A 14,454-nucleotide genomic window follows, 5' to 3' on the forward strand; every position below is an offset into this window, starting at 1 on the left:
CCGCCCGGGGGCGGCCCCGTGCGGCGGGGGCGGACGGAAACGGCACGGCGACGAGGAAATGCGGCGCGAATCTCATTGATTCCTTGCAAAATTCGCATTTCTCGCACAGAGTGAGGCAAAACCCGGACGCAAGATCCGAACCAGAGGCGTGATCGGAGAGGCAGGTCACATGAGCATCAGGACCATTCTGCACACGGCCCTCGCGGTCGCGTTGATCGGCGCGATGCCGGGCGCGGACCCTGCGCGGGCCGAAACGGTGCGCGTCGTGCGCGGTGACGCGGCCAGCCATATCAATGTGGCAATGAACCGCGCGGTCGTGGTCGAGAGCGACATCTCCTTTGCCGAGCTGAGCATCGCCAACCCTGCCATTGCCGATTTCTCGACCCTTTCGGACCGCACGATATATGTGCTCGGCAAGGCCCCCGGGCGCACCACGCTGACACTGTTCGACGACGCCGGGCGGCTCATCACCAATATCGACGTTCATGTCGGCACCGATATCGCCGAATTCAAGGAGCGCCTGCGCCAGATCCTGCCGGGCGAGGAGATCGACGTGCGCTCGGCCAATGACGGCATCGTGCTGTCGGGCACGGTATCGAGTGCGACGCGCCTGAAACGCGCGCTCGACCTTGCCGAGCGTTATGCGCCCGAGCGTGTATCGAACCTGATGTCCGTCTCAGGCAAGCAGCAGGTGATGCTCAAGGTCCGCTTCGCCGAGATGCAGCGCAGCGTGTCCAAGGCGCTGTCGGCCTCGCTCTCGCTGGATGCGCTCTCCAATCGCAACGGCGGCAACCTGCAGCAATTCGGCTTCGCCGGCGCGAATCTCGGCACCGGTGGTCCGGTCGGAACCGGCCGCGGACCGGTGACCGTCAACCCCGGCGTCGCCGGCGCCGAGCCCGCCGCGGGCACCGCCTTCATCGGTTTCGACATCGGCTCGACCGAGCTTGGCATCCTGCTCGAGGCGCTGGAGACCAAGGGGGCCGTGCGCACCCTGGCAGAGCCCAACCTCACCTCGCTCTCGGGACAGGAGGCGAGCTTTCTCGCCGGCGGCGAATTTCCCATCCCGGTGGCACAGGAACAGGGCACCATCACCGTCGACTTCAAGAAATTCGGGGTGGAGCTGAAGTTCATTCCCCGCGTGCTCGACGACGGCGTGATCAACCTCGAGATGGCCGCCGCGGTGTCGTCCATCGACGACAGCCAGCAGATCGACACCGGCGTGATCTCGCTGCCCGCCTTCCGGCGGCGCGAGACCTCGACCACGGTGTCGATGCGCGACGGCGAGAGCTTTGCCATCGCCGGGCTGTTGCAGGACGATTTCCGCGACAACACCGCGCAGGTGCCGTGGCTCGGCGACGTGCCGGTGCTGGGGGCGCTGTTTCGCAGCGCCGATTACGCGCGCGCGCAGAGCGAGCTTGTCATCATCGTCTCGGCGCATCTGGTATCGCCCACCCGCGGCGAGGCGCTGGCGCTGCCCACCGACCGGGTGCGCCTGCCGTCCGAGAGCGATCTGTTTCTGGGCGGGCGCGTGATGCGCGGCGCGCCGCAATCCGGTGCCGTGGGCGAGGTTGCACGGCAGGATTTCGACGGGTCCTACGGCTACGTGATGGAATGACAGGGGGCAGGGCGATGAAACGGTATCTGGCGGTGTCCGGTCTTTTCCTCGCGGTGGCCTGCGCGCCGCCGGACGGCGAGCTGGCGCGCTCATATTCCGGCGCGGCGGGGTCGATCGTCGACAGCGGAAGCTTCGGCGCGGCGGCGATGAACAACCATCTGGTGATGACCGGCCAGCGCAGCCATGTCATCGACCTTGCCAAGCGCTTTGCCGGCGAGGTTGACAGCACCGTGACCTTTGCCTTCGATTCCGCCGTGCTCGACGCCGCCGCGCGTGACACGCTGCGTCGGCAGGCGCACTGGATCCGCCAGTTCCCCGAGGTGCGCTTCCGCGTCTACGGCCATACCGACGCGGTCGGGCCGTCGCCCTACAACAAGGCGCTCGGGCTGCGCCGCGCGCAGGCGGTCGTCGGCTACCTCGTCGGCCAGGGAATCGGCCGCGACCGGCTGGAGGCGCTGGCCTCGTTCGGCGAGACCCGGCCTCTCATCGTCACCCAGGGCCGCGAGCGCCGCAACCGCCGCACCGTGACCGAGGTGTCGGGCTTCGTCGCCTCGCATCCGATAGTGATGGACGGCAAGTATGCCGAGGTGGTGTACCGCGAATATGTCGAAAGCGCGACCTCGGGCTCCTCTGTCTCGCTCGAAGCCCAGACCGCGGGCGGCGGCGGGGGCGGATAACCGCGCCCGTCCGCGCCCCTTTCGCGCCATCGCGGCCCGCCTCCGGCGGGCCTTTTTTCCGGGTTCGCGGCTTCCTAGAATTACGATCTTTTGGCCAAAATGTCGCCCATATTGGGGGCCACATTTATACCATCGAGCAATGCCCCGCGCCCCCGACGCGACCACTCCGCCGCCTTTGCGGCGCGCGGTCCGATGCGTCGGGTGCCATGGGCCCGACCGGCAAGAATGGTGAGTTTCAAGATGACGCAGTCCGATACCACACCGATCCGCGCCTGCACCATCAGCAGGGATGTGCAGAATTTCGACCTGCTCATCGAGGATATGGAGGCTGCCCTCGGCGAGGCATGGGGGGACCTGGGATTTTCCGAGGCGCTGGCGTTTCTCGGCCAGCCCGAGGCCGCGACCCTCGAATTCGTCGCGCTGGCAATGGACGAGCATGACGAGGACGACCTGCCGCTGCTGAACGAGATCATCACCGTCGCCGCGCAACGCGGGATCAAGAGCATGCTCATCGCCGAGGATGTCAGCCCCGCCGCCCTGCACCAGCTTCTGCGCAACGGTGCCGACGAGTTCGTGCCCTACCCGCTGCCAGAGCGCGAGTTGCAGGCCGCCATCGAGCGCCTGCGCGACCCCGTGCCATCCGCCGCCGAAGCAACCAAGCGCCTTCCCGAGGCCAGCAGCGAGGGCGGCGTGATCTTCGCCGTGCAGGGCCTGGCCGGAGGCACCGGGGCAACCACCCTCGCCGTCAACCTCGCCTGGGAGCTGGCCAATGCGGAAACCGCCAGACCGCCGCAGGTCTGCCTGCTGGATCTCAGTCTGCAATTCGGTTCGGTCGCCACCTTCCTCGACCTGCCGCGTCGCGACGCGGTGTTCGAGATGTGGTCCGAGACCGAGCGTCTCGACGAGGACGTGTTCCGCCAGGCGCTCGTGACCTTCGAGGATCGCCTGCGGGTGCTGACCGCACCCACCGATATCCTGCCGCTCGACATTATCGGGTCCGACGACGTGTCCCGCGTGCTCGATCTCGCGCGGCACCATTTCGACTACGTGATCGTCGATATGCCCACCACGCTGGTGCAATGGACCGAGACGGTGCTCAACCAGTGCCAGATATATTTTGCCACGCTCGAGCTCGACATGCGCTCGGCGCAGAACACGCTGCGCATCAAACGCGCCCTGCAGGCCGAGGATCTGCCGCTTGAAAAGCTGCGCTACTGCCTCAACCGGGCACCGAAATTCACCGATATCGGGGCGCGCTCCCGTGTCAGGCGGCTGGCCGAGAGCCTCGAGATCGCGCTGGAGCTCCAGCTTCCCGATGGCGGGCGGGCAGTGTCGCAAAGCGCCGATCACGGGCTGCCGCTCGCCTCCACCGCGGCCAAGAATCCGCTGCGCCGCGAGATCGCCAAGCTCGCCCGTTCGCTGCACGAGATTGGCCGCGACGAGGCCGAGGCCGCCTGACAAAAGGACGCTGAGGGATGTTTTCACGCTACAGGAAGTCCGGGGGCACCGCCCCCAAGGGCGGGGGTTCGGTGGTCGCGCCCGATCACGCCGTCAAGGTCACCAGCCTGCGCAGGCCGCCGCAGAAGGCCCCGGCCGCGGCCGCGCCCGAGGACAAGGAGCGCAAGCGCAAGGAGCGGCTCGGCGAGATCAAGATCGAGCTTCACCGCGCGTTGCTCGACAATCTCAACCTCGGCGCGCTCGACTCCGCCAGCGAGTCCGACCTGCGCGCCGAAATTCAGTCGATTTCCTCGGAAATCCTCCAGGACAAGGGGATCGTGCTCAACCGCGAGGACCGCACGCGCCTCACGCAGGAGCTTTACGACGAGGTCAAGGGGCTGGGCCCGCTCGAGACGCTGCTCAAGGATGACACGATCAGCGACATCCTCGTCAACGGCCCGCACCAGATATTCATCGAGCGCGAGGGTCGGCTCGTGGTGAGCGACGTCACCTTCAAGGATGAAAAGCACCTTCTGCGCATCATCGACAAGATCGTGAGCGCCGTGGGCCGCCGGGTGGACGAGTCGAACCCGTATGTCGACGCCCGCCTTGCCGACGGCTCGCGCTTCAACGCGATGGTGCCGCCGATTGCAGTCGATGGCAGCCTCGTCTCGATCCGCAAGTTCAAGAAGGACAAGCTTGGTATCGACGACCTCGTGCGCTTCGGTGCCTTTTCCGAGGAGATGGCCGCCTATCTGCAGGCCGCCGTCGCCTGTCGGCTCAACATCATCGTCTCGGGCGGTACCGGCTCGGGCAAGACTACCACGCTCAACGCGCTGTCGTCCTTCATCGACAATGCCGAGCGTATCCTCACCGTCGAGGACACCGCCGAGTTGCAGCTTCAGCAGGCCCATGTCGGCCGGATGGAGACGCGCCCCCCCAATGTCGAGGGCCGCGGCGAGGTCACCGCGCGCGACTGCATCAAGAACGCGCTCCGGATGCGTCCCGACCGCATCATCGTCGGCGAGACCCGCGGCGAGGAGGTGATCGACATGCTGCAGGCCATGAACACCGGTCATGACGGCTCGATGACCACGATCCACGCCAACAACGCGCGCGACGCGTTCAGCCGGCTGGAGAACATGGTCGCGATGGCCGGCATCGAGATGCCGCTCAAGGCCGTGCGCAACCAGATCGCAAGCGCCGTCAACGTGATCGTTCAGGCCAACCGCCTTCAGGACGGCTCGCGCCGGATGACCTCGATCACCGAGGTGACGGGGATGGAGGGCGACGTGATCTCTATGCAGGAGATATTCCGCTTCCAGCGCGTGGGCATCTCGCCCGATAACAAGATCATGGGCCATTTCACCGGCACCGGCGTGCGCTCGCATTTCACCGAACGCTTCCGCTTGTGGGGTTACGATCTGCCGTTCTCGATCTACGAACCCATCGCCGCGGAGTGAGAGCATGACCATAGGTCCGGAACCGATCATCTACGGCCTCGTCTTCATCGGCGTGCTGGTGCTCGTCGAGGGACTCTACCTCACCGTTTTCGGGCGCTCCATCAGTCTCAACAAGCGGGTGAACCGCCGGCTCGAGATGCTCGAGAAGCACGGCAGCCGCGTGGAGGTGATGGAGACCTTGCGCAAGGAGATGCAGCAGCATCTCAAGGCGCGACGCGTGCCGCTCTACTCGATCCTGTCGGTCAAGGCGCAGAAGGCGGCGATCGCCTTCACGCCGCAACAGATCGTGATGATCATGGCGGTCACCGCCGTGCTCGCCTTTCTCGGGCTGACCACCGGCACCGCCACGACGCTGCCGGTGCGGGTGCTGGTTTCGGTGGCGATGGGCGTGGGCGGCGTCTATCTGTGGATTTCCATGAAGGCGTCCAAGCGGATGCGCATGCTCGAGGAACAGCTCCCCGACGCGATCGAGCTGATGGTGCGCAGCCTGCGTGTGGGGCACCCGTTCTCCGCTGCCATCGGCATCGTCGCCAACGAGGTGTCCGACCCGCTGGCCACCGAGTTCGGCGTGATCGCCGACGAGGCCACCTACGGGCGCGACATCGGCGAGGCGCTCAAGGACATGGCCGAACGGCTCGAGATGCAGGATCTGCGCTTTCTTGCCGTGGCGGTGACCATCCAGCAGCAGGCCGGCGGCAACCTTGCCGAGATCCTCGACGGTCTTGCCAAGGTGATCCGCGCGCGTTTTCGCCTGTTCCGCCGCGTCAAGGCAATCACCTCCGAGGCGCAATGGTCGGGCAAGTTCCTGTCTGCCTTTCCGCTGCTCGCCCTCGCCGGCATCCAGGTGCTGAAGCCGGATTACTACGACGAGGCGATGGCGCACCCGTGGTTCATCCCGGCGGCGCTGATCGTGGGCGTGTTCCTCGTGCTCAACATCATCGTCATGCGCGCCCTCGTCAACATCAAGGTCTGAAAGGTCTTACATGTCCCCGCCCCCCGCCATCCTCTCGCTCCTGACCGACAGCCTCGGCCCGTTCGGTCCGGTGATCGTGCTGGGCGGCTTTGGCGTGCTGCTGATGCTGGGCACGATCGGCGTCATGCTCCAGCAAAAGCCCGACCCGCTCGACAAGCTCAAGCAATACCAGCTCGACCAGAGCGCCGCCGCCCCCCGCAAGAACACGCTGCGCGCGAAGGGCCAGAACAAGAAGCTCGACAAATACGCCACCTTTCTCGAGCCGCAGGACAAGAAGGAACTCTCCGAAATCCGCCTCAAGCTCATGCAGGCGGGCTATCGGCAGCGCGACGCGGTGCGCTATTTCCATGCCGCGCAGCTCGGGCTGGCGCTGGGGTTCATGGCGCTTGGCATCCTCTATGTCCTGCTGTTCAAGGCCGAGGGCGAAGCCGACATGAAGATGTCGGCGCTCTACGTCCTCGGCCCCGGGCTCGTCGGGTACATGATGCCGAAATACTGGGTCACCAAGCGCCAGCAAAAGCGCCAGGAGGAAATCCAGGACGGCTTTCCCGACAGCCTCGACATGATGCTCGTCTGCGTCGAGGCCGGGCAGTCGATGGATCAGGCGATCATCCGCGTGGCCCGCGAAATCCGCGCCTCCTACCCGGCGCTGGCCGAGGAATACGAGATCGTCGCCCTGCAGATGAAGGCCGGGCGCGACAAACCATCGGTCCTCAACGAGATGGGCGAGCGCTGCGGCGTGCAGGACATTTCCAGCTTCGTCACCACGCTGATCCAGTCGCAGACCTTCGGCACCCCGGTGGGTGACGCGCTGCGCGTCTACGCGGGCGAGATGCGCGACAAGCGCGTGATGCGCGCCGAGGAAAAGGCCAACAAGCTGCCCACACAGATGACACTGGTCACGATGATGCTTACAGTGCCGCCATTGTTGATCATCCTGGTCGGGCCGTCCGTGCTCGGCATCATGGATCTCATGGCGATGTCCAACTAGCGGCAGGGCAAAATGACGGCACGACTGGCGGGTGTTCTCCTGATGACTGCGGCACTCGCGGGCTGTCTTGGCGCGGGGCGGCCGGAGGGGCATTCCGGCCCCGGTGCCGACACCGGCAAGCAATCCGAGGCCGACCCGCTTCTTGTCGGGCACCGGCTGATGGACGCGGGAGAATTCGATCTCGCGCACCGCGCCTACACCCGTGCCGGGGCGGCGCAGGGGCTGACCACCGACGTGCTCGCGGGACTGGGCAGCGCCAATCTGGCGATGGGCCGGCTCGGCACCGCCGAGCGGCTGCTGCGCCGTGCCATCGAGGGTGACGAGGCCACCCCGGAGATGTGGAACAATCTCGGCGTGGTGCTGGTGGAGAAGGGCGAATACCAGGAGGCAGAGCAGATGCTGCGCCGCGCCTACGCGCTGGACAATGGCGCGAGCGACACGATTCGCGACAACCTGCGTTTGGCTCTCGCAAAAACGCGGGATTCCGGCTATGATGCCGAAACGGAGAAGGACTACAAAGTGGTGCGGCGCGGTGGTGGCAAGTACCTCCTGCGCAAGACACCCTGACGAGGCCGAGGCAGTAAAAGGACGCAAGAATGCGCCATTCCATCCGGATCATCCTGTGTGCGGCAGGCATCATGGGCCTGTCCGCCTGCGAGCCGACCCCGGGAGAGGAGGTCGATCGCGCGTTGCAGGACATCAATGTGATCGACGAGTCGAACCTCAACGAGGTGATGTTGCAGTCGTCGGACCCCGCCGAGGCGGTTGCCTATTTCCAGCGCGCCACCGCCAATGACCCCGGCCGGATCGACCTCATGCGCGGGCTGGCCAAGTCGCTGGTGCGCACGGGCCGCATCACCGAGGCGGTCGCGGCCTGGGAGGCGGTCGCCGACCACGCCGACGCCACCGATGCCGACCGCGTGGCGCTGGCTGAGGCGCTGATCCGTAACAACCAGTGGGACCGCGCGGGCGCGGTGCTCGACGCGACCCCGCCCACGTTCGAGACCTATGACCGCTACCGGCTCGAGGCGATGGTCGCCGACAGCGAGGAGGACTGGGACAAGGCCGACAGCTTCTACGAGACCGCCGTCGGCCTGACCACGAAACCGGCCGCGGTGATGAACAACTGGGGGTACTCCAAGCTCTCGCGCGGCAACCCCGAGGGGGCCGAGCGCCTGTTCGCCGACGCGGTGCGACAGGACCCGGGGATGTTCACCGCCAAGAACAACCTCGTGATGGCGCGCGGCGCGCAGGGCAATTATTCCATGCCGGTGCTGCCCGCGACGCAGGCGGAACGCGCACAGCTTCTCTACACGCTGGGCCTCGCTGCGGTGAAACAGGGCGATGTCGCCATCGGGCGCGGCCTGCTGCAAGAGGCGGTGGAGACCCACCCGCAGCATTTCGACGCGGCCGTGCGCAGCCTGCGCGCGCTCGAGAGCGGTGCGGGCTGAGGCCGCGCCATGGGCCTCGAGACACCGGCCACGGCGGCGCTCTGGCTGCTGATCTTTGCCAGCCCCGTCTGCCTGTGGGTGGCCTGGAGCGACCTGCGCACCATGAAAATTCCCAACAAGGCCGTGGTGGCGCTCGTTTGCGTCTACCTCGTGGTGGGGCTGGCGGTGCTGCCGCCGCCCGACTATCTCTGGCGGCTGAGCCATCTTGCGATCCTGCTGGTCATCGGAATCGGGGCCAATGCCGCCGGGCTGATGGGCGCGGGAGATGCCAAGTTCATCGCAGCCGCCGGGCCGTTCGTGGCCCTGGGCGACGCCTCTGTGGTCATGCTCATCCTCGCGGGCATGCTGCTGGCGGCCTATCCCACCCACCGTCTCGCGCGGATGAGCCCGCTGCGCCGCCTCGCCCCCGACTGGGAGAGCTGGCATTCCGGGCGCCGCTTTCCGATGGGGTTCGCGCTCGGGCCGGCGCTGGCGCTGTACCTCGGGCTTGCCGCGACCTACGGAGCCTGAGCGCGCCGCCCCAGGACCGCCCGGCACAGGCCACAATTTGTGCAAACTCGGCCGCCATGATGCTCTCGGAAAACGGGTATCGACGGCAGGTCAGCACCATGAACATGCAAGCCACGACCGGGGTGCAGCCCCCGCCGCCGCCAAGCCGCATCGAGGAGATGCGGCTGCCGGTGGTAATGATGCGGGATATCATGCTCAAGACGATGTTCCGCAAGAATCTCGATCTGGTCAGCGACATCGCCGACGCCATCTGCCTGCCCCGCGCCGTTACCCAGGAACTTATCGACCTTGCTCGCCAGCAGCGGCTGCTGGAGGCCACCGGCACGCTCCACGCAAACTCGGGCGGCGAAATGGGCTTTCAACTGACCGACGCGGGCAAGACCCGCGCGCTCGATGCGCTCAGCCAGTCGGAGTATTTCGGCCCCATGCCGGTGCCGCTCGACGTCTATGCAGAGCAGGTCAAACGCCAGTCGATCCGCGACCTCCGGATCACCCGCGACCAGCTCACCGGCGCGATGGGCCACCTCGTGCTGCCCCCGGCGCTGCTGGACCATCTCGGCCCGGCGGTGAGCGCGGGACGCTCGATCCTGATGTACGGCCCGCCGGGCAACGGCAAGTCCTCGATCTCCAACGGTATCCGCGACGCGATGGGCGACAAGATCTACATCCCCCGCGCCATCGAATACGCGGGCCAGGTCATCACCGTCTACGACCCGATCGTGCATTCCGCCGCCGAGACCGAGGCCGACGATCCGGGCAGCCTGCGCCGCCGCCGCACCTTCGATACCCGCTATGTCCGTTGCGAGCGGCCCACCGTCATCACCGGCGGCGAGTTGTCGCTCGACATGCTCGATCTCGTCTACAACCCGGTGGCGCGTACCTACCAGGCACCGCTGCAACTCAAATCGACGGGGGGCATCTTCATCGTCGACGACCTCGGGCGTCAAAAGGAGCCGCCGCAAAGCCTCGTCAACCGCTGGATCGTGCCGCTGGAGGAGTCCAAGGACATCCTCGCCCTGCAATCGGGCGAGAAATTCGAGGTGCCGTTCGACACGCTGGTGATCTTCTCCACCAACTTCCACCCCAACGAGATCTTCGACAGGGCGGCGCTTCGGCGCATCTTCTTCAAGATCAAGATCGACGGCCCGAGCCAGGCCGACTTCCTCAAGATCTTCGCGATGGTCGCCAAGAAGAAGGGCATGCCGCTGGACGAGGCGGCGCTGATCCACCTGATCAAGGAAAAATACCCCACGATTGACAACGTCTACGCCAACTATCAGCCGGTCTTCCTGATCGATCAGATGATCGCGATCTGCGAATTCGAGAACATCCCCTACCAGATGTCCGCCGACCTGATCGACCGCGCATGGGCCAACATGTTCGTGCGCGAGGAGGAAGTCCGGCGCTGACAGCGGCGGCGGGCCGGCAAGGCGCGCATCCCGTTCATCCGAAAACCGGGCTGCGCCTGTCAGGCCGCGTAATCCGAGCCTTCCGCGTCGAGGATGGCCTTGAGCTCACTCAGATGCCGCTCGGCCTGCCCGGGATACGCTTCGAGCTCGCGTGCAGTCTTTTCCGCCACCGCGTCCGACAGCACGCGCAATTGCCGTCCGCTCTGAAGCGCGCGGATATAGGTCTCGGCGGCGCGCTCGAAATAATAGAGCCGGTTGAAGGTCTCGGCCACGGTGTCGCCGATCACCATGACCCCGTGATTGCCCATCACCAGCACCTTGTGGCGCGGGTCGCGCAGGAGCCGCGCGCAGCGCGCGCCCTCGTCCTCGAAGGCCAGCCCGCCATAGGCCTCGTCCACGGCGTGGCGGTTGTAGAAGGTGGCACAGTTCTGGTCGATCGGGGGCAGGCGGCTGTCCTCGAGACAGGCGAGCACGGTGGCGTGGATCGAATGCACATGCATGGCGCAGCGCGCGTGGCCGCAATGCCGGTGCAGCCCGCCATGCAGGCCCCAGGCCGTCGGATCGGGCGCGCCCGGCCGGTCCATGGTGTCGGGGTCGGTCGCGTCCACCTCGATCAGGTCGCTGGCGCGGATGCGGGCGAAATGCACCTGGTTGGGGTTCATCAGAAAGCGCGTGCCCTCGTCATCGATGGCGAGGCTGAAATGGTTGGCCACCGCCTCGTGCATATTGAGCCGCGCGGTCCAGCGGAACGCGGCGGCGAGGTCAACGCGCGCCTGCCAGTGCTCCATGTTGGGGTGCAGGTCGGTCACGTTCATATCGCTTTCCTTTCATCATCGGTCAGGGGGCGCGAGGCCGCCCAGGCATAGCCGTTCGCGCACAGGATGCAGGTCTCGCGCAGGCCGTGCGGCTTGTTGGCGGGGGCCTGCAGGACGTGCCCGCCCGCCTCCTCCGCACGCGCGGCGGCAAGGTCCGGATCGCTGTCAAACAGGTGCAGCGTCGCCCCTGCGCCGCGCGGCGGGCTCTCGGGAACGAGGCCCAGCAGCGGATGCGCGCCATAGGTGTGATCGGCGTGAAGCTGCATCAGGTGGCCGTGATACGCCATGATCGCGAAATCGTCGCTCACCCGGTGCGGCACCATGCCGAACACATGGGCGAGGAACGCCGCCTCGGCGGGCACATCCCGTACCAGGATGTTGAGGCCGAGGCCCCGCAGGCTGGCCCCGAACTCCTCCGGGCTGACGGTCTCCAAATCCATGCGCGGGCTCCTCTCCGGGTGCAGCTTGATCGCGGCCCGGCCCCGTGTCAACGTGGCCCGCAACCCCCGTGACAGGACATGCCCATGCCCGCCGCTGACCACCCCGACACGCCGCTCCTGCCCCCCGATCTGCCGGGGCCCGAGGCGTTCACCTGCGCCCGCGCGGCGGTGGCGCGGCTGTGCCTGCTCTACGACCGCGGCACGCGGTTTCTGTGCGACGCCTTCGCCGAGGCGATCGCGGGCCGCATCCCACCGCGGCGCGTCCGCGCGCTCTACCCCGAGATCGTGCTGACCACGACCACTTACGCCGCCATCGACAGCCGGCTGAGCTTTGGCCATGTGTCCTATCCCGGCACCTATGCCGCCACCATCACCCGGCCCGACCTGTTTCGCGCCTATCTCGAACAGCAGATCGGCCTGCTTCTGGACAATCACGGCGTGCCGGTCACCATCGGGCTGTCGGACACGCCGATACCGGTGCATTTCGCCGTGGCGGGCGAGGCGGCGCTCGGCGTGCCACAGGAAGGGGCGGCGGCGTTTACCCTGCGCGACGTGTTCGATGTGCCGGATCTCGCCAGCACCAATGACGACATCGTCAACGGCACCTCGCAGCCGGGGCCCTGCGGCACGCGCCCGCTCGCGCCCTTTACCGCGCAGCGGGTGGATTACTCGCTGGCGCGGCTGGCGCATTACACCGCCACCGATCCGGCGCATTTCCAGAATTACGTGCTGTTCACCAACTACCAGTTCTACGTCGCCGAGTTCGAGGCCTTCGCGCGGCAGGCGCTGGGCACGCCCGGGAGCGGCTATACCGCCTTCGTGGCCCCCGGCAACGCGGCGATCACCGCCTCCGATGCGGCGCTGCGCGCGCCGGGCCAGTTGCCGCAGATGCCGGCCTATCACCTCAAGCGCGCCGATGGCGCCGGGATCACGCTGGTCAATATCGGCGTGGGTCCGTCCAACGCCAAGACGGCGACCGACCATATCGCCGTGTTGCGCCCCCATGCCTGGGTGATGGTGGGCCATTGCGCGGGGCTGCGCAATTCGCAGAGCCTGGGTGATTTCGTGCTGGCGCACGCCTACCTGCGCGAGGATCGCGTGCTCGACGCCGACCTGCCCGCCTGGGTGCCGATCCCGGCGCTGGCGGAAATCCAGATCGCGCTGCAAGAGGCCGTGGCCGAAGAGACGCAGCTCGACGGGTTCGATCTCAAGCGGGTGATGCGCACCGGCACCGTGGCGAGCGTCGACAACCGAAACTGGGAGCTGCGCGAGCACGCGGGCCCGGTGCAGCGCCTGTCGCAGTCGCGCGCCATCGCGCTCGACATGGAGAGCGCCACCATCGCCGCCAACGGATTCCGCTTCCGGGTGCCCTATGGCACGCTGCTTTGCGTGTCCGACAAGCCGCTGCAGGGCGAGCTGAAGCTGCCCGGCATGGCTTCGGATTTCTACAAATCCCAGGTTTCGCGCCACCTGATGATCGGGATTCGCGCCATGGAATCGCTGCGTCGAATGCCGCTCGAACGCATCCACAGCCGCAAATTGCGGTCTTTCGAGGAGACAGCGTTCCTCTGAGTGGGCGAAAATTGGCACAAAATGCGGCAAAAGCCCTTGCATATGGCCCCTAGTCGTTGTGTTCGACCACATCATGACGTTTAATCGCGCCACCAAGGGCCCATAGACGGGCAGTGATACGAAGGAGACCGAATAATGGCGAAGCCGATGACCAAGACCCAACTCGTGGCCGCTCTGGCCGAGGAGATGGGCAGCGACAAGAAATCCGCCGGGGCCGCGCTCGACGCGGTGGTGAATGTCATCACCCGCGAAGTGTCGAACGGCGGTGCCGTGCCGCTGCCGGGCGTGGGCAAGATCTACTGCCGCGAGCGCCCCGAGCGCATGGTGCGCAACCCGGCCACCGGCGAGCAGATGCACAAGGCGGCCGACCGTCAGGTCAAGATGACCTTTGCCAAGGCGCTCAAGGACAGCGTCAACGGCTGATTTTTCCGGGCCGCCCGGGATGCCGGGCGGCCCCCTCGGTCCGGGGCGGCAATTCTGTCCTTGCCCTCCGCGACCGCCTCCCTTATAGAGCGGCAATCCGCGCCCCCGGCCCTGTCCGGGGATTCGCGCGTGATCAAATCCATCCACCGGGTTTCGGGTGACCCTGAGGCACTTGCCAGGGGCTCGCCGGTGTTTTGAAAAGGAAGAGATGGCGATGAAGGCCAGCGATCTGCGTGACAAGACCCCGGACGAGCTCCGGGAAGAGCTTGTCCGGCTCAAGAAAGAACAGTTCAACCTGCGGTTCCAGTCGGCCACCGGCCAGCTCGAGAACCCCGCGCAGATGCGCCGCGCCCGCCGCGACGCCGCGCGTGTCAAGACGATCCTCAACGAAAAGGCCCGCGGCGCGGCCGCCGAGCAGGGAGCCTGAGACCATGCCCAAGAGAATCCTGCAAGGCACCGTCACCTCGGACGCCAACGCCCAGACCGTGACCGTCTCGGTCGAGCGCCGGTTCAAGCACCCGGTCCTGCAAAAGACCATCCGCAAGTCCAAGAAGTACCGGGCGCATGACGAGAACAACACCTTCAAGAAAGGTGACGCGGTGCGCATCATCGAGTGCGCGCCGAAATCCAAGTCGAAACGCTGGGAGGTGCTGGAGGCCTGAACCTTCGCACCATCCG

Annotated in this window: 16 protein-coding genes; 14 read left to right on the forward strand and 2 right to left on the reverse strand. The window is 66.4% G+C overall.

Going from position 1 to position 14,454, the window contains the following annotated elements; all coding sequences use genetic code 11:
- Positions 1–169 precede the first annotated feature (169 nt).
- The 10 genes from ACFFU4_RS17220 (at position 170) to ACFFU4_RS17265 (ending at position 10,526) form a co-directional block, all read left to right on the forward strand.
- On the forward strand, positions 170–1,615 hold the full coding sequence (locus tag ACFFU4_RS17220; protein ID WP_377071108.1) for a type II and III secretion system protein family protein: 1,446 nt from the start codon (positions 170–172) through the stop codon (positions 1,613–1,615).
- A 14-nt stretch (positions 1,616–1,629) separates the two neighbouring features.
- Positions 1,630–2,292 (forward strand): OmpA family protein, encoded by a 663-nt coding sequence (locus ACFFU4_RS17225; protein WP_377071109.1) that lies wholly within the window; start codon positions 1,630–1,632, stop codon positions 2,290–2,292.
- A gap of 240 nt (positions 2,293–2,532) precedes the next feature.
- Positions 2,533–3,750, forward strand: coding sequence for a CpaE/TadZ family protein (locus ACFFU4_RS17230; protein ID WP_377071110.1), 1,218 nt, complete (start codon positions 2,533–2,535; stop codon positions 3,748–3,750).
- 17 nt (positions 3,751–3,767) lie between these two features.
- On the forward strand, positions 3,768–5,192 hold the full coding sequence (locus tag ACFFU4_RS17235) for a TadA family conjugal transfer-associated ATPase (RefSeq protein WP_377071111.1): 1,425 nt from the start codon (positions 3,768–3,770) through the stop codon (positions 5,190–5,192).
- A gap of 4 nt (positions 5,193–5,196) precedes the next feature.
- Positions 5,197–6,165 (forward strand): type II secretion system F family protein, encoded by a 969-nt coding sequence (locus ACFFU4_RS17240; protein ID WP_377071112.1) that lies wholly within the window; start codon positions 5,197–5,199, stop codon positions 6,163–6,165.
- Between the two features lie 10 nt (positions 6,166–6,175).
- Positions 6,176–7,156, forward strand: coding sequence for a type II secretion system F family protein (locus tag ACFFU4_RS17245; protein ID WP_377071113.1), 981 nt, complete (start codon positions 6,176–6,178; stop codon positions 7,154–7,156).
- A 42-nt stretch (positions 7,157–7,198) separates the two neighbouring features.
- Positions 7,199–7,723 (forward strand): tetratricopeptide repeat protein, encoded by a 525-nt coding sequence (locus tag ACFFU4_RS17250; RefSeq protein ID WP_377071115.1) that lies wholly within the window; start codon positions 7,199–7,201, stop codon positions 7,721–7,723.
- 29 nt (positions 7,724–7,752) lie between these two features.
- Positions 7,753–8,607 (forward strand): tetratricopeptide repeat protein, encoded by an 855-nt coding sequence (locus ACFFU4_RS17255; protein WP_377071116.1) that lies wholly within the window; start codon positions 7,753–7,755, stop codon positions 8,605–8,607.
- A 9-nt stretch (positions 8,608–8,616) separates the two neighbouring features.
- A complete protein-coding gene (locus tag ACFFU4_RS17260) occupies positions 8,617–9,117 on the forward strand; it encodes an A24 family peptidase (protein WP_377071118.1) in 501 nt (166 codons plus the stop codon).
- A gap of 98 nt (positions 9,118–9,215) precedes the next feature.
- Positions 9,216–10,526 carry a DUF8689 domain-containing protein gene (locus ACFFU4_RS17265; RefSeq protein ID WP_377071203.1) on the forward strand — a complete coding sequence of 437 codons (1,311 nt, stop codon included), beginning with the start codon at positions 9,216–9,218 and terminating at the stop codon, positions 10,524–10,526.
- Between the two features lie 59 nt (positions 10,527–10,585).
- Here the strand turns inward: ACFFU4_RS17265 and ACFFU4_RS17270 are convergent, their stop codons facing one another.
- Both ACFFU4_RS17270 and ACFFU4_RS17275 read right to left on the reverse strand, forming a co-directional pair.
- Positions 10,586–11,341 carry a class II aldolase and adducin N-terminal domain-containing protein gene (locus ACFFU4_RS17270; protein WP_377071120.1) on the reverse strand — a complete coding sequence of 252 codons (756 nt, stop codon included), beginning with the start codon at positions 11,339–11,341 and terminating at the stop codon, positions 10,586–10,588.
- Positions 11,338–11,781: a VOC family protein gene (locus ACFFU4_RS17275; protein WP_377071121.1), complete on the reverse strand. Its 444-nt coding sequence runs from the start codon at positions 11,779–11,781 to the stop codon at positions 11,338–11,340. Before ACFFU4_RS17275 ends, ACFFU4_RS17270 begins: the two co-directional genes overlap by 4 nt.
- A gap of 84 nt (positions 11,782–11,865) precedes the next feature.
- Here ACFFU4_RS17275 and ACFFU4_RS17280 point away from each other — a divergent pair, with 84 nt between their 5' ends.
- The 4 genes from ACFFU4_RS17280 to rpsQ all read left to right on the forward strand — a co-directional run bounded on the left by ACFFU4_RS17280 (position 11,866) and on the right by rpsQ (position 14,438).
- Positions 11,866–13,353, forward strand: coding sequence for an AMP nucleosidase (locus tag ACFFU4_RS17280; RefSeq protein ID WP_377071123.1), 1,488 nt, complete (start codon positions 11,866–11,868; stop codon positions 13,351–13,353).
- A gap of 135 nt (positions 13,354–13,488) precedes the next feature.
- Positions 13,489–13,776, forward strand: a complete 288-nt coding sequence (locus ACFFU4_RS17285; protein WP_377071124.1) for an HU family DNA-binding protein — start codon at positions 13,489–13,491, stop codon at positions 13,774–13,776.
- A 214-nt stretch (positions 13,777–13,990) separates the two neighbouring features.
- A complete protein-coding gene (gene rpmC, locus ACFFU4_RS17290; RefSeq protein WP_377071204.1) occupies positions 13,991–14,203 on the forward strand; it encodes a 50S ribosomal protein L29 in 213 nt (70 codons plus the stop codon).
- Positions 14,204–14,207: 4 nt separating this feature from the next.
- A complete protein-coding gene (rpsQ, locus tag ACFFU4_RS17295) occupies positions 14,208–14,438 on the forward strand; it encodes a 30S ribosomal protein S17 (protein WP_104017211.1) in 231 nt (76 codons plus the stop codon).
- Positions 14,439–14,454 lie beyond the last annotated feature (16 nt).

Source organism: Roseovarius ramblicola (genome assembly GCF_042430665.1).
In the GTDB taxonomy this organism is placed as follows: domain Bacteria; phylum Pseudomonadota; class Alphaproteobacteria; order Rhodobacterales; family Rhodobacteraceae; genus Roseovarius; species Roseovarius ramblicola.

Excerpts from the sequence above, each read along its gene's own strand:
- rpmC (WP_377071204.1), top strand. The coding sequence starts at position 13,991 with ATGAAGGCCAGCGATCTGCGTGACAAGACCCCGGACGAGCTCCGGGAA.
- ACFFU4_RS17280 (WP_377071123.1), top strand. The coding sequence starts at position 11,866 with ATGCCCGCCGCTGACCACCCCGACACGCCGCTCCTGCCCCCCGATCTG.
- ACFFU4_RS17265 (WP_377071203.1), top strand. The coding sequence starts at position 9,216 with ATGAACATGCAAGCCACGACCGGGGTGCAGCCCCCGCCGCCGCCAAGC.
- ACFFU4_RS17235 (WP_377071111.1), top strand. The coding sequence starts at position 3,768 with ATGTTTTCACGCTACAGGAAGTCCGGGGGCACCGCCCCCAAGGGCGGG.
- ACFFU4_RS17285 (WP_377071124.1), top strand. The coding sequence starts at position 13,489 with ATGGCGAAGCCGATGACCAAGACCCAACTCGTGGCCGCTCTGGCCGAG.
- ACFFU4_RS17250 (WP_377071115.1), top strand. The coding sequence starts at position 7,199 with ATGACTGCGGCACTCGCGGGCTGTCTTGGCGCGGGGCGGCCGGAGGGG.
- rpsQ (WP_104017211.1), top strand. The coding sequence starts at position 14,208 with ATGCCCAAGAGAATCCTGCAAGGCACCGTCACCTCGGACGCCAACGCC.
- ACFFU4_RS17260 (WP_377071118.1), top strand. The coding sequence starts at position 8,617 with ATGGGCCTCGAGACACCGGCCACGGCGGCGCTCTGGCTGCTGATCTTT.
- ACFFU4_RS17275 (WP_377071121.1), bottom strand. The coding sequence starts at position 11,781 with ATGGATTTGGAGACCGTCAGCCCGGAGGAGTTCGGGGCCAGCCTGCGG.
- ACFFU4_RS17240 (WP_377071112.1), top strand. The coding sequence starts at position 5,197 with ATGACCATAGGTCCGGAACCGATCATCTACGGCCTCGTCTTCATCGGC.
- ACFFU4_RS17225 (WP_377071109.1), top strand. The coding sequence starts at position 1,630 with ATGAAACGGTATCTGGCGGTGTCCGGTCTTTTCCTCGCGGTGGCCTGC.
- ACFFU4_RS17230 (WP_377071110.1), top strand. The coding sequence starts at position 2,533 with ATGACGCAGTCCGATACCACACCGATCCGCGCCTGCACCATCAGCAGG.
- ACFFU4_RS17270 (WP_377071120.1), bottom strand. The coding sequence starts at position 11,341 with ATGAACGTGACCGACCTGCACCCCAACATGGAGCACTGGCAGGCGCGC.
- ACFFU4_RS17255 (WP_377071116.1), top strand. The coding sequence starts at position 7,753 with ATGCGCCATTCCATCCGGATCATCCTGTGTGCGGCAGGCATCATGGGC.
- ACFFU4_RS17245 (WP_377071113.1), top strand. The coding sequence starts at position 6,176 with ATGTCCCCGCCCCCCGCCATCCTCTCGCTCCTGACCGACAGCCTCGGC.
- ACFFU4_RS17220 (WP_377071108.1), top strand. The coding sequence starts at position 170 with ATGAGCATCAGGACCATTCTGCACACGGCCCTCGCGGTCGCGTTGATC.